The 13,064-nt window shown below is 74.1% G+C and carries 8 protein-coding genes; 3 read left to right on the top strand and 5 right to left on the bottom strand.

All coding sequences use genetic code 11. From position 1 onward, the window contains the following. Nucleotides 1-58: 58 nt before the first annotated feature. The gene (locus tag OV090_RS30300) at nt 59-2,458 is read left to right on the top strand and encodes a hypothetical protein (protein WP_267708125.1); all 2,400 of its coding nucleotides are present in this window, start codon (nt 59-61) and stop codon (nt 2,456-2,458) included. Nucleotides 2,459-2,603: 145 nt separating this feature from the next. Here the strand turns inward: OV090_RS30300 and OV090_RS30295 are convergent, their stop codons facing one another. After that, nucleotides 2,604-3,599: a hypothetical protein gene (locus OV090_RS30295; RefSeq protein ID WP_267708124.1), complete on the bottom strand. Its 996-nt coding sequence runs from the start codon at nt 3,597-3,599 to the stop codon at nt 2,604-2,606. Between the two features lie 110 nt (nt 3,600-3,709). Here OV090_RS30295 and OV090_RS30290 point away from each other — a divergent pair, with 110 nt between their 5' ends. Further along, complete coding sequence (locus OV090_RS30290) at nt 3,710-4,564, top strand: hypothetical protein (protein WP_267708123.1); 855 nt, start codon at nt 3,710-3,712, stop codon at nt 4,562-4,564. Between the two features lie 337 nt (nt 4,565-4,901). On the opposite strand, the gene OV090_RS30285 is transcribed toward OV090_RS30290, so the two are convergent. The 4 genes from OV090_RS30285 to OV090_RS30270 all read right to left on the bottom strand — a co-directional run bounded on the left by OV090_RS30285 (nt 4,902) and on the right by OV090_RS30270 (nt 12,516). Next, nucleotides 4,902-10,211 carry a hypothetical protein gene (locus OV090_RS30285; protein ID WP_267708122.1) on the bottom strand — a complete coding sequence of 1,770 codons (5,310 nt, stop codon included), beginning with the start codon at nt 10,209-10,211 and terminating at the stop codon, nt 4,902-4,904. Beyond that, a complete protein-coding gene (locus OV090_RS30280; RefSeq protein ID WP_267708121.1) occupies nt 10,208-10,789 on the bottom strand; it encodes an RDD family protein in 582 nt (193 codons plus the stop codon). Before OV090_RS30280 ends, OV090_RS30285 begins: the two co-directional genes overlap by 4 nt. Before the next feature lie 72 nt (nt 10,790-10,861). Further along, a complete protein-coding gene (locus OV090_RS30275; protein ID WP_267708120.1) occupies nt 10,862-11,551 on the bottom strand; it encodes a 16S rRNA (uracil(1498)-N(3))-methyltransferase in 690 nt (229 codons plus the stop codon). After that, entirely contained in the window at nt 11,548-12,516 is a 969-nt protein-coding gene (locus tag OV090_RS30270) for a 50S ribosomal protein L11 methyltransferase (RefSeq protein WP_267708119.1), read from the bottom strand. The genes OV090_RS30275 and OV090_RS30270 overlap by 4 nt, the downstream gene beginning before the upstream one ends. Nucleotides 12,517-12,759: 243 nt before the next feature. On the opposite strand from OV090_RS30270, the gene OV090_RS30265 reads away from it, so the two are divergent. Continuing rightward, nucleotides 12,760-12,987, top strand: a complete 228-nt coding sequence (locus OV090_RS30265) for a hypothetical protein (RefSeq protein ID WP_096333446.1) — start codon at nt 12,760-12,762, stop codon at nt 12,985-12,987. The last annotated feature ends 77 nt before the right edge of the window (nt 12,988-13,064 follow it).

Below are 13,064 nucleotides of genomic sequence, written 5' to 3'. Positions count from 1 at the left end.
GAGCGCGCGTCCGGTGACGTCGGGGCAGCGTGTTACGCTCGCGCCTTCGGAGGGTGCGATGAAGGAGATCGAGATTCGGATCGGGCGTGGCGCCGCGGCCACGCGTTTCGCCGCCGTCCTGGTCAAGTCGGGCAGCACGGCCACCCGCAGCTTCGAGCGCGCTCGCAGCGGCCCGGGCGTGCAGATCCACCTCACCGGCGAGCGCGGCTACCACGTCGCCCTCGTCGCCGAACCCTCGGCGGCCGACAAGGCGCTGCTGCGATCGTCGGTCGGGCACAAGATCCTGCTCGACTTCCCCGGCCGCCGCGCCGTCCGCCAGCGCCTCGCCGGTCTCTCGGGACAGGGTCTTCGGGACAGGCCGGAGCCGCAGGCGGCGGCGCTCGACCTGACCGCCGGCATCCACGGCGCGGCTCCCCTGTTCCTGCTGCCGTCCGGCGAGCTGGCCGGCGACGCGGCCGGACCTGCCCCGAAGGACATGTCAGCGCTGCCGGTGTTCGTCGCTGCGGCGCGCTGGATCTCCGCGCGGCGGACGTCGAGCTTCGAGTGCCTGTTCCCGCCGAGCGCGTTCTTCCCCGACGAACCGCTGCGGACCGAGCAGCTGACGCCGGCGCAGGCGGGGGCGCTGCAGCAGCAGGTCGAGGCGGTGCTGACCGCGGCGGCGCCCGCAGGCCCGCACGGGGCGGTCGACGATGCGGTGCAGCTGCGCTCGGCGGCGCTGACCGTGCTGTCGCACGTGGTCGCCACGGTGCTCAAGGATCCCGAGTTCCGCGCCGCCGCCGACGCAGCCGCCGGACGCATCTTCCGACTGGTCGACGAGGAGGCCGGTCCCGGCGGGCGCAGCGAGCTGCGGGCGCACGCCATCTCGCTGCTGTCGCTGCGCGGCCCGGCCCTGCGAACCGAGCAGCAGGCGCGCGCGCAGGCGCTGCTGCGCTCGCTGTCGCGGCAGGCCCCGCCGTACGCCACGCTGACCGGGCCGTGGCGGTTCGCCCTGGCCTCGGCGTCCGAGTTCTCCCCCGGTGAGGTCGAGCTGCTGCAGACCAAGTACGGCTTCACCAAGATCGCCGCGCCCGAGGGCACGCCGAAGCCGCCGAACCTGTGGGGCGAGGGCTACGTGGTGCTGCAGGCGCCGTTCGTCGGCAAGGGCGGGCGCGAGTTCTTGCTGTTCGCCCGCTCGGCCTCGCCGCGCGACGAGAACTTCGAGATGTCGCAGGAGTTCTTCACCGGCTTGCTCGTCAGTCGCCACGCCAACCTCGGCGCCTACGACATGCGCGCCTCGGCGATCCAGACCCAGCAGGTCGGCTACAAGCTGATGATGAACTGCCAGTGCGCCGGGCTGACCACGCGCTTCGCCATCGCCCGTATGTTCCCCGACGCCGACATCTTCTCGAGCTGGGACTCGACCTACTTCCGCACCGGCGAGGGCGACAAGGTGGTGGCCTCCGAGGGCATCGACTGCTTCGTGGCGATCCTGCGCGGCCTCGCCGAGGAGGAGGACTTCGCGGCGATCGACCAGCGGATCCGCAAGGCCCAGTGGCACCACCGCCAGAGCCGCACGCCCGACTTCGTGCAGTTCATCGGCCCGGCCCACCCGCTGGTGGTGGCGCGCTACCAGGACATCAACCGCGACGGCAAGGCCGACTACTACGACGGCTTCCTCGACTTCCGCCTGGTCGAGATCGCCGAGAGCCTCAAGGACTCGGCGGTGCCGCGCGACCCCGGCGCGTCGCCGTCGCAGATCAGCGGCGAGGCCGCGCGCGGGCTCGGCTGGGCCGCCGGCAGCCTCAACCGGGTCACGCAGTACTCTGAACTTTGGGACAGCTTGCCGGGCCAGGCCGAGATCCTCTACGCGTTCCGGGCCGGCGGCTTCTTCAGCGGCGCCGAGCCGCCGCGCGACGTGCCGGCCGGCAAGGGCCCGCGCGGGGAGCTCGGCCGCTTGCCCGCGGTGGTCCGCTACGTCCGCGATCCGGCCGGTGACGCGCTGACCGCCGACGTGCTGTTTCACAGCCACCTCAGCCACAGCGCGCAGGAGCTCAAGCGCTTGCTGGTCGCCGCGGAGGCGTGGTGGCGGGCGATCGACCTCGGCTACCTCGTCGACGCGCCGCCGCTCGACACGCCGCTCGGCCAGCGCGCCGGGCTGCTGCTGTTGCTGGCCGGGCTGCTCGAGTTCCCGGCCGACCAGAACCTCGTCGACGGCCTGTGGGAGATGGCGCTCGACATGCTGCAGCTGCCGCGGCTGTCCCGCTCGCTGATCCGCCGCTGCAACAGCGACGAGGACCACGACAACGGCAACTACTACGGGTCGGCGCGCGGCATCCGCGAGCTCATCGGCACGGCCGAGGCCCCCGGCGGGGCGCTCAAGCAGGCCAACCCGGAGGCCTACGAAGATCTTGCCGCCGCCGACCCGGCGATCGGCCGCGCCCGCCCGCTCGGCGAGGTCGCGCAGGCGGCAGGGGTGTGAACGTGCCCGCTGCGCGCTGAGGGGGCACAGCCGGGCTCGTGCCCAGGTGAGCCCGCGGGGGCGGCCCGTTGCGAGCACGCATCGCCTCCGCAAGCGTGGCATCGAACCTGCGCTTCAGGACATGTCCTGAGGCGCAGGCAACGGCTCACTCCGCGCTGCTGTCCGCAGAGACCTGCTCTTCGGGCAATGTCCCGGCGACCAGGTGCTCGAGCCACGCGGCGAAGCGCGGGCCAGCGAGCCCGTGGCCGAGGTGGTAGCGCAGCTCGGCCTCGACCGCGCCGCGCCACGCCTCGACCTCGCCCGAGCCGGCCAGCAGCTCGCCGATAGTGGCGTCGCCGAGGCTGGCGACCGCCTCCGTGAGCACCGCCTCGACCTCGGCGGGCAGGCGGTCCCAGGCGGCGACTGCGACCAGCGCGGCCTGGACGTCGGCCGCGACCACGGCCGGGTCGAGCTTGACGAGCTCGGCGTGGACGGCCGACTCGGGTAGGTCGAGCAGCGAGGCGAGCACGTCGGCGCGAAAGGCCGCGCCCTCGCCGGCGTGCTTGGGGTCGCTGACGCGGTCGACGATCATGTCGATCACGCGGCCGACGGCGCCGTCGACGAAGCCGCGCACGCGGTCCTCGACCGAGGCGTCGAGCCCGACCACGGAGGCCATACCCTTGGCGACGCCGAACAGCTTCGAGGTGACGCCGGCGCCGGGGATCTTGCTGGTGTCCGGGAAGATCGAGCCGACCTTCTTGGCGAAGTCGAGCAGCGTGGTGTGGAGGATCGTGCGCGACAGGTCGCGCACGGTCGCCTGATCGACGACGGCTCGCACGAGCGTGCGGCTCGGCGTGTAGGGCCTGCGGACCACGGTGCGCAGCAACGGCAGCAGATCGCCGGGCAGCCGCGCGCGCAGCGTGCCCTGCCGCGGCCGGATCCGTGCCAGCGCGTCGCGGAGGCGCTGCTCGAGCCACGCCGCGTGGCCGGGCGCGGCGGCGACGGCCTGCAGGCCGGTGACGATCAGCGGGGTCAGCCTTACGGGATCGATGAAGCGGCGCGCCGGCGCGGCGAGGACCTCGTCGACCAGCAGCGCTGCCAGCGCGGCGAGGTAGCGCGGCTCGTCGCGCAGTCGCGCGAGGAGGGCAGGGACGTGGGGCACGCCGGCCCTATACCAAGCTTCTCGCACGGGGGATACGCTGGTCCTCACGACGCGCTGCGCCGAGCTCTCGCCCGAGACCTGGCCCCCACCACGCGCGTTGTCCCGCCGCCATGCACAGCCGCAACGTCGAGATCAAGAGCCCCTGCCACGAGTCGTGGGACGCCATGCACGGCGATGCGGAGCGCCGCTTCTGCGATGTCTGCGCCAAACACGTGCACAACCTCTCGGCGATGACGCGGCAGGCGGCCACCGATCTCCTGCAGGCGCACAAGGGCGAGCACCTGTGCGTCCGCTACTCGAACCAGGATGACGGCCAGATCTCGTTCCGCGACACCGTCCCGCTGTCTCGCCTCCGCCCGGTGCGGACCGCCTTCGCGGCGATGCTCTTGGCCGCCTGCGCCCCGCACGGCGACGGCCCGCCGATCCAGGACATCGGCGACATCGCCATCGAGGCGATGGCCCGCGACGCCAAGCCCTCGCCCGAGGGCGGTTGCGAGGTCCAGACCGGGCCCTTCACCACCATGCACTTCCCGGCGGGCCACGAGGTCTGCAGGAACGTGGTCGACCTCGGGGCCCAGATCCGTCCGCCCCAGCCGCCGCCGATCCCGCCGGTCCCCGAGGTGACGGTGCCGACGATGGGCGCCGCGCCGATCGCCGCCGACCCGCCGCCGCCGCCGCCGGTGACCGAGGAGCTGATGGGCAAGGTGGCGCCGGTCGAGCACGCGAAGATGGGCGAGGCGATGCCGGAGGTGAAGGAGCCGTGCGATCCGCAGCCCGGCTTCGCCCCGCCGCCGCCGCCGCAGATGGGCCAGGTGCCGCTGAAGGTGGTCGAGCCGCCGCCGGCGGTGCCGCTGATGGGCGACGTCGTCGCCGACATCCCGCCGCCGCCGCCGCCCGAGCCGGTGCGGATGGGCCGGATCGCCCCGGCCAAGACCGGCAAGGTGAAGGTCGTCGGCGACCTCTGAGGGTGCGTTCGGGTCGAGCTGCTGCGCGCCGGAAGTTGGCGTCGAGCGAGCCGTCCTCGAGCCACGTGAACGCCTGAGCGGCGTCGGCAGGGCGGCTCGTCGTCAAAGCCCTTCGTCCTCGTGGGAGGACGAAGGCCGCTGGTCTCGTTCGATGGGAGAGGCGTCGCCGCGGCGACGTGCATGGTCGAAGAGACATGTCCGAGCGGTCATGCTGACGCGTCCTGCGAGCGCGGCTGGAGGTCGGCCGCGGAGCTCAAGGACATGACCGGGCGGACATGCCCGAATCGCCATGCTGCTTCGGGCATGTCTCCCAGGACATGCCCGAAGCGGCAGGCTCTCAGCTACCGGCGGTGAAGTCCTCGCGGTTGCTGTCCCACCAGGCTTGCCAGGCGCGCAGGGCCAGCTCGCGACTGCGGCGGTCGCCCTCCGCCGGGAACGGGATCCGCTGGCCGGTGATCCGCGCCAGCTCGTCGGCGGCCCAGCGGCGCACGGCCTCGTCGCGGTGGCGCAGGCCGTCGATGACCCACTCGATGCGCGGCTCCTGGCCGTGCTCGGCGTACCAGGCCCGCCAGCGCTGGGCGCGGTAGCCGTGGTGCTTGGCGGTGATCGAGCACAGGGCCTCGAGCGCGGCCTCGCGGACGTGCTTGTCGCGGACCGCCAGCAAGTCGATGAGACGCGGCACTGCGAGGGTGTCGCGCAGGGTGCCGGCGGCCTCGACGGCGAGCAGCTGGCGGTCGCGGTCCGAGCTCTCGAGCTCGCCGCGGATCTCCGCGGCCACCGTTGCGAAGTCAGGCACGCGGCTGTAGGACTCGAGCACGCGGGTGGCGATCAGCCGCACGTCGGGGTCGGAGTCGAACGCCAGCTCGCCGAGCGGCCGCAGGCACTTCGGGTCGCGCAGCTCCTGGAACAGGAACGCGGCGTAGAAGCGGATCTGCGGCCGTGCGCTGGCGAACAGGGCGAGCACGTGCGGGCTGACCGCGTGGCCGAGCTCGACGCACGCGCGCAGCAGCGGGCCGTGAGCGCTCGGCGGCGGGAAGTTGGTCGCGTTGGCGAGGTCGATGGGCCCCGGGAAGCGCGCCGCCAGGCGGGCCAGGCCGCGCTCGTCGAGCGCGCGCAGCCGCGACACGCTGGTCCACTCGGCCGGGTTCTGCAAAAAGCCCTCGATCACCGCGTCGATCTCGCGGTCGTCGAGCGCCGCGCCGGGGGCGGCGTCGGCGGCCGCGGCCGGCTCCTCGCTCGACAGCTCGTCGGCCGCAGGGCGCTCGTCGGCCGGCGGGGCCGCGACGGACCCGCTCGCCTCGGCGGCGCCGGCTGGCGACGCGCTCGCGTCGACCTGCGCTTTGGAACCGGTCGCCGGGGACATGTCCTCAGGGGCATGTTCCGAAGGAGCGATCCCATTCGCAGTCGACTGGGCCGCGGCGTCGTCGGCCTCCGCCTCGCGTACCAGCCGGGGCATGGTCAGGGCGCTGGACGAGGAGTCAGGGCGCGGGTCGTGCTTGCCGCGTCGCCGGCCGCTGCGCGGGCCGATCAGAGTGGTCGGCATCGTCAGCGTCGGACCGCCCTCGAGCTCGTCGGGGTCGCTGCGACGGGCCATCGGGTGCGGCGTGGCGGTGAGGCCGCCCGAGCGCCGCAGCGTCTTCGGGATCACCAATACCGGCTCGTCCTCGGCCGCCTCGTTCGCGCGGCGACGGCGGCCCGCGCCGGGCGTGCCGGGCGGGGCGACGAGGTTGGGGATCAGGGTCTCGGGCGGGACCGGGGAGTCGACCCGCGGGAGGTCGAGGACGGTCTTGGCGTCGGGCGCGGCGCGGGTCTCGACCAGCAGCGGCTCGTGGGTCGGCGGCGGCGAGAGGTCGAGGATGGTCGGGGTGTCGGAGGCGGCGCGCGGCCACTCGTCGAACTCGTCGCGCGTCGATGCCCGCGTGGTCTCCTCGAGCATGACCCGCGGCGCGCCCGGCAGCGTCGCCGCCGGATCGTGGTCGACGCGGGCCTCGGCGGCGGTCGCGGCCGAGCGCAGCGCCGCGGCCACGGGCAGCGGGTCCTCGATGCCTGACGGCTCGGCGGTGGCGATCCAGCCCGGCATCTCCGGCTGCGGGCTCGCTGGCGGCGCCTCGGGGCTGTCCGATCGCGCATGTCCGAAGGTATTGGGCCGATCGGACAGGTCGATCGTCACCGCCGGCAGCGGCGGCTTGGTGAACATCGCGGCGAAGCGGGCCACGAGCGGGCTGTCCTGGCCGTTCTCGGGGCCGAGAGGCACCGGGACCGGCGCGAGGCCGAGGCCGGGGCCGTCACGGCGCGGCGGCGGGCTGTCGAGCTCCTCGGGGTCGTCGGTGAGGTCCTCGTACTCCGGCTCGTCGACGGGCGGGGGCGGCGGCTCGTCGGCGAGCGTCTGGGCCCGCACGAGCGCGGAGCTCTCGGCGCGGACCGGCAGCGGCGTCACGGTCGCCGGGTCGTCGCGGCGGATCGGGTTCTTCAGGGTGATGACGGCGCGCCCGCGGTTGCCGCGGCTGCGCAGCCGGCTGGCGAGGCTGTTGCTGTCCCCGAAGCCAGGTTCACTCGCCGCCCCGCTCGCGGTCGGCGGCGGCTCGGAATCGTCGGGTTCGGCCGAGGTCTCGCCGGACGGCGGCTCGGTTTCGGAGCTGTCCGCAGAGACAGGTGGCGTCGTGGCCGGCGCGTCGGCCTCGTCGACGGTGACGATCGGGGTCGCCGGCCGGATCGACGGGCGCGTGCGGTCGGCGGGGCCGGCCCCGGGCGTGCCGCCGGGCACCACCCAGCCGAGCAGCCGCAGCAGCGCCTCGAGGCTCTGCCGGGCCGTGTCGCACAGCTCGCGCAGGACGGTCCGCTCGCGCGGATCGAAGGCGACGCCGGAGCGGTCGAGGTAGAGCATCAGCACGGTGCGGCCGCCGGCGAGCACGGGCTCGAAGATGCAGGGGATCCCCAGCGGCTGGCCGACTGCGAACGACAGGCTCGGCTCGATCAGGAGGTGCAGCGGACCCTGGCCCGACACTGCGCGATCGAGCAGGCCGCCCTCGGGCAGCGGGATGACGAGACCCTCGGACATCCGCAGCGCGCTGCCGGGCGCGGCCAGGACGCGCAGACCCTCGCGCTTGACCCCGAACAGGGCCACGCGCGGGGCGATCAGGCTCGCGGCCCGCACCAGGGCCTCGGTGATCCGGTCGCGCTCGCGCGCGGTGGCCAGAGTGGCGCGGGCGGCGTCGAGGCGCTGCGCCAGAGTCATGACCATCGGCTGCGGCAGGGCCGGCGGCTTGCGCGTCGACGACTCGACCAGATCCTCGTCAGACGCGGCTTCGGGGGCGCTCGGCGCGGCCTCCGAGGAGCTGGTCGAAGAGACAGGCGGGCTCGGCGCGGGCTCGGCGGGGCTGGCCGAAGGGACGGGCGGGCTCGGCGCGGGCTCGGCGGGGCTGGCCGAAGGGACAGGTGGACTCGATGCGGCCGTGGGGCGAGCGACGCCGTTGCTGGGGCCGTGCGCGGCCGCGGGCTTGTCGGGGGCGGGGGCGGGGGCGGGCGCCACGCCTACCGGGATGCCGACGAGGGTGCGCCTGTCCCAATTGCCAGACGAGGTGTCGGAATAGATCGGCACCCCGAGGGCTGGGGTCACCGGTCGCGGCGTGGTCGCCGGCGGCAGGATGATGAGCGGCGTGTCGGGGGCGATGGCCATCGCCGCCAGCGAGGCGTTCTCGTCCTCGAAGCCGCCGGGGTCGATGAGCGGGGCGTCCGGGGCGACGGGGACGGGCGAGGGCCGCGTCGAGGGCGGCCGATTGGCGGCGGGTGCCGGGTCGGGCTCGGGCGCCCGCGAGTCGTACGCCGCCGTCTGGCGGCTCGCCGCGGCGGCAGGCGTGGGGGCGGTCTCGGTCCGGCGCCCCGCAGCGGCGTGGCTCGGGGTGTCGAGCTGGGGCGACCTGGTCTCAGAGACAGGTGCAGCGTCACGCGCGGGCTCGCGGCCGGAGGGCAGGGCCGAGGCGTTTGAAGCGGAGCTGTCCGCGGGGACAGGTGCGGGCGCGGCGTTGACGCTCGGCGGCGTCGATGCTGCGGCCCGGCTGTCCTGAGGGACAGGTGTGGCGGCCGGGGTCGTCGCGGAACTGCTGGTCGCGGCGGCCGCACGGTCTGCGGCGAGCTCGTCGGAGGTGCGAGGCGCGTGGGCGCGGGCGTCGGAGTCGGATGTCGGCGAATCGGCGAGAGTCGGCGCTGCGGGGGAGGAACCCGCGGTGAGCGTCGAACCGTTCGCCGGGCGAGCTCGGTCCGCGTCAATCGCCTCGTTGCGGCTGTCCTTGAGGGCAGGTGCGGGCGAGTCGCCCGGCCTGTCCCCGGGGACAGGCGCCGTCGCGGCGGCGTCGTCGGGCGTGCCCGTCCGCGGCGAGCCGGCCTCCGACGGCGGTGGCGCGCCGGACGGCGAACCCGTCGCGCGCGCCGCGGTGTTCGGCCCGGACATCGCCGCCGGGCGCGGGCCGGCCATCTGCCTGTCCGAGGGGACAGGTACGTCGGCCAGCAGCGCGTCGGCCAGCGACACCGGTCGCACGCCCGCGGTCGTCCCGTCCGCCGCGACAGGGGTGGTCTGCGTGGCGTCCGCGGCGTCGGCCCTCGGGGCGGCGGCAGGCCTGGCCTCGGTGCCGTCTACCTTCGCGTCGATGGCGGACCTGTCCGCAGGGACAGGAGCTTCCACATGAGCAGCGGCGACCTGGTCGCTCGCAGACCCACCGGTCCGCGACGAATCGAGGGCAGGGCCTCCGGCCTCGACCTCCAGCCCGTGGGTGGCGGTGGGCGCCTCGGTGCGACGGGCCGGGGTGTCGGATCCCTGGCTCGGGTCCGAGCTGGTCGCCTGGCGATCGCCGGCGCTCGGCGCGTCGGCGATGCGAGCGTCGACCGGCGTGTCTGCGCCGGACGGCTCCGGTCGCGCGTCGGCGTGCGACCTGTCCGCAGGGACAGCTGCATCTGCGCCCCGGGCATCGGCCGGTTGCCTGTCCGCGGGGACAGGTGCCCCCTCGCGCGCCTCGGATGTCGGCCTGTCCCCAGGGACAGCTGCCTCGGCGCGGACCTCCGTCGTCTGCCTGTCCGTTGGGACAGGTGCGTCTTCCGCCCGACTGTCCGCAGGGACAGCCGCTTCGCTCGGACGCGGCTCGGCGGCGCCCGGCATCAGGCTGATGGTGATCGAGGCGGTGCGCAGCGCCTCGAGGTAGTCGAGCAGGATCAGCGCGTAGCGCGGGGCGAGGATCGAGCCGGTGCGCTCGGCGGCGATCTTGGCCAGGCAGCACTCGGGCGCGACGACCGGGTAGAAGCCGCGGACCATGCGGTAGAGCTGGCCGAGCTTGGCGTCGGGCAGGTCGGGGTGGACGGCGACGATCAGCCGGCCGTCCTCCTGCGCGAGCGGCATGGCCCAGCCGATGTCGACCAGGTCTCTCGGGACATGTTCCCAGGGACGGGTCGGCCCGCGCTCGAGCAGCCGCACCGGCGCGCCGGGGAGGCCGCAGGCGCTCTGCAGCAGGGCGTCGAGCTGCAGCGGGGTCATCAGCCCGAGCTCGAGGATCGCGGTGTCGAGGCTGCCGCCGGCCAGCTGCTGCCGCCGGGTCGCGGCCTCGAGATCGGCGCGCGAGAGCGGGCCGTTGGCTTCGAGGTGGCGCAGGAGGAGGCTCACTGTTCCCTCACGACGTAGGTGCCTGTCAGGTAGTCGTGGAAGGCCCGCTTCTCGCGGTCGAAGGCCATCCATAGCGAGCCGAGGCCGCCGGGTACCAGGCCGACGGCGGTGCCCGCGAAACGCACCGTCGCGCGCACCGGACCGACCTTGCCGCCGGCGCGGTGGACCACGCGGATCCCGGTGAGCTTCTGCCCGGGTGTCCTTCCGGACAGGGCGATGAAGAGCACGAAGTAGAACGCGACCATCACCAGGAGCGGCGCCAGCCACACCAGGATCTCGAGCGGCTCGACGGTCAAGAGCTGGAGCAGGCCGGCCCACGAGAAGGCGCCGCGCACCGGGCTGGCATCGCCGATCACGCGCTGCAGCCCGAGATGCAGCGGCCCGGCGGTGACGAGCAGGATCGCGGCGTCGACCACCGCGGCGGCGAGGCGACGCCAGAAGCCGGCGACGCGCACCGGCACCAGCGCTTGCCCGCACGCCGGGCACGTCGGTTGCCCGTCCTTGACGAGGCCGATGTCCAGCGCCGCGTCGCAGCTCGGACACGGTGCGGGTCGCTCCTTGCGGGACCAAAACGCCATCGGCGCGCACCATAACACGGCCCCGGGCCTCCCGGTCCGTCCCCGCGCGGCGCGGCGGGTCCCCGCCGGCGCTCAGGCGAACATCACGCGAGCGACAGCGACCAGCGCCGCCGTCTCGGTGCGCAGCGTGTAGGGCCCGAGGCCGAGCGCGCGGAAGCCCGCGGCGCGCAGCAGCGCCGCCTCCTCGGGGGTAAACCCACCTTCGGGCCCCACGCACACACGAGCACCCGCCGTGACCGCCGGCGCGTCGCTCGATGTCGCGCGCAATTCCTCCCACGCGAACAAGCCGGGGAGGTCGGTGCGCCGGTGCGTGGCCTCGCGGAGATCGACGGGTCCCGAGATCGCAGGCGCGCGCGGCCTGCCGCACTGACGCTGCGCCGCTCGCAGCACCCGCGCGATCCGTTCGCCGCCGGGCGCCGCGCCCTGGCTGCGGGCGCAGCGGACCAGCACGACCTCGGCGACGCCGATCTCGCACAGCGCCGGCAGCACGTCCAGCACGGTGGCCGGCTCGGGCATGCCGAGCAGGACCACGACCTCGCGCGCGGGGGCCGGCACCGTTCGTTGCTCGAGCAACTTCAGGGTGGTGCCGCGCGCGTCGCCGCCGACGACCTCGGCCAGCCACAGGGCGCCGTGGTCGTCGATCGCCTCGATGCGCGCGCCGTCGCCGACCCGGCGGACCCGCCGGAGGTAGTGCGACTCGGCTGCGTCCAGGTCGACACGCGCCGGGTCGGCCGGCGCGCCCACGAACACCCGCGTGCTCATCCGGCCGCTCGCAGGACCAGCGCGCACCACTCGGCGAGGTCGCGGCGGTCGGCCAGCGCCAGCCCGGCCGCGGTGTAGGCGGCGAGCACGTCCTCGGCCTCCTCGCCGAGCACGCCGCTGAGGACGACGGCGCCGCCGGGGGCGAGGCGGCGCGCGAGGTCGCCGGCGATCGGGATCAGCACGCCGGGGCGGATGTTGGCGAGGATCAGATCGAAGCTGTCCGAAAGTTCCAAGACGGTCGCGGCCCGGATCTCGAGCCGGTCTTCTAGCTTGTTGGCAGCGGCGTTCTCGGCGGTGGTGTCGGCGGCCTCGGGATCATTGTCGGCGGCGACCACCGCGGCCTGCGGGAACAGCCGCGCCGCGGCGAGGGCCAGGATGCCGGAGCCGCAGCCGAGGTCGAGCACGCGGTCGGGGCGCGCGCCGGCCTCGGCGAGGGCGACCAGCAGCTCGAGGCACAGCCGCGTGGTCTCGTGCTGGCCGGTGCCGAAGGCGCGGCCGGGGTCGAGGACCAGCTCGAGCTCCGGGTCGCCGGGCCGGCGATCGATCCAGCTCGGCCGCACCAGCAGCGTGGTCGTCGCGGCCGAGAACACCAGCGGCGCGTAGAACTGCTTCCACGTGTCGCGCCAGTCGTCGTCGGTGCGCACCGCCGGGGTCAGCCGCAGCGGCAGAAGCAGGTCGGCGCCGAGCCGCTCGACCTCGGCAATGAGGCCTTCGAGGCCGTCGGGGGTGGTGTAAATCGTCAACTCGGGGATCTCGCACCGACTGCCGAGGGTCGACGTGTCCCGCGTCTCCACGCCCGCAGCGCGCGGGTCCTCGGCGATCAGCGTCGCCAGCGCCTCGAGCCGCTCCGACGCCTCGGTCAGCTCGCCGAGGTCGAGGCCCTGGCCGTCGTCGTCGGACCGGCCGCGGAGCTGGACCAAAAGCGTCGCCCACGGTTCGGCGGTCGTCTCTGCTGTCTCACGCATGGCGCGGCAATATAGGCGAGTTCGTCACAATATCGACGGATCAAATTGCATGCTCAATTACAAAAAAGGCTCTAACAGGCCGTGACCTGCGGCCCGCGGGCCCGTGCGCACTTTTTAACTTTATTCGCCCCGTTGCCTCTGCCATACCTCAGGGCCAGATCTGGGCGGCGCCTCCGGCGACGGCGACCCATGAGGGGTTGGCCGCGACGCATCACCCCCGGGCGCTGCAAGAGGGAGAGGCACATGGTGGCATTTACGGGAGTCAAGGTGTTCTCGGCGACCAAGGCTTGGGAGCGCGAGCAGATCAGCGACCGCATCAACGAGTGGCTCGAGGCCAATCCCGGCGTCGAGATCGTCGACAAGGTGGTCACCCAGAGCTCCGACAGCGAGTTTCACTGCCTGACCATCACCCTGTTCTACAGCCGCCCGACCAGCCGTGGTGCCCACGCCCAGGCGTCCGTGGCGCCCTGACGCCGGTCGCGGCCCGCAGTCCGATCGAGCTTTTCACCTCGCGTCCCGGCGCCTGTCGCGTCGGCAGGCGCGCTGTC

Source organism: Nannocystis sp. RBIL2 (genome assembly GCF_026626745.1).
In the GTDB taxonomy this organism is placed as follows: Bacteria; Myxococcota_A; Polyangia; order Nannocystales; family Nannocystaceae; genus Nannocystis.
The sequence above is the reverse complement of the archived record's forward strand: the minus strand, read 5'-3'. Positions and strand labels throughout refer to the sequence as shown.

Excerpts from the sequence above, each read along its gene's own strand:
- OV090_RS30300 (WP_267708125.1), top strand. The coding sequence starts at position 59 with ATGAAGGAGATCGAGATTCGGATCGGGCGTGGCGCCGCGGCCACGCGT.
- OV090_RS30290 (WP_267708123.1), top strand. The coding sequence starts at position 3,710 with ATGCACAGCCGCAACGTCGAGATCAAGAGCCCCTGCCACGAGTCGTGG.
- OV090_RS30280 (WP_267708121.1), bottom strand. The coding sequence starts at position 10,789 with ATGGCGTTTTGGTCCCGCAAGGAGCGACCCGCACCGTGTCCGAGCTGC.
- OV090_RS30275 (WP_267708120.1), bottom strand. The coding sequence starts at position 11,551 with ATGAGCACGCGGGTGTTCGTGGGCGCGCCGGCCGACCCGGCGCGTGTC.
- OV090_RS30270 (WP_267708119.1), bottom strand. The coding sequence starts at position 12,516 with ATGCGTGAGACAGCAGAGACGACCGCCGAACCGTGGGCGACGCTTTTG.
- OV090_RS30265 (WP_096333446.1), top strand. The coding sequence starts at position 12,760 with ATGGTGGCATTTACGGGAGTCAAGGTGTTCTCGGCGACCAAGGCTTGG.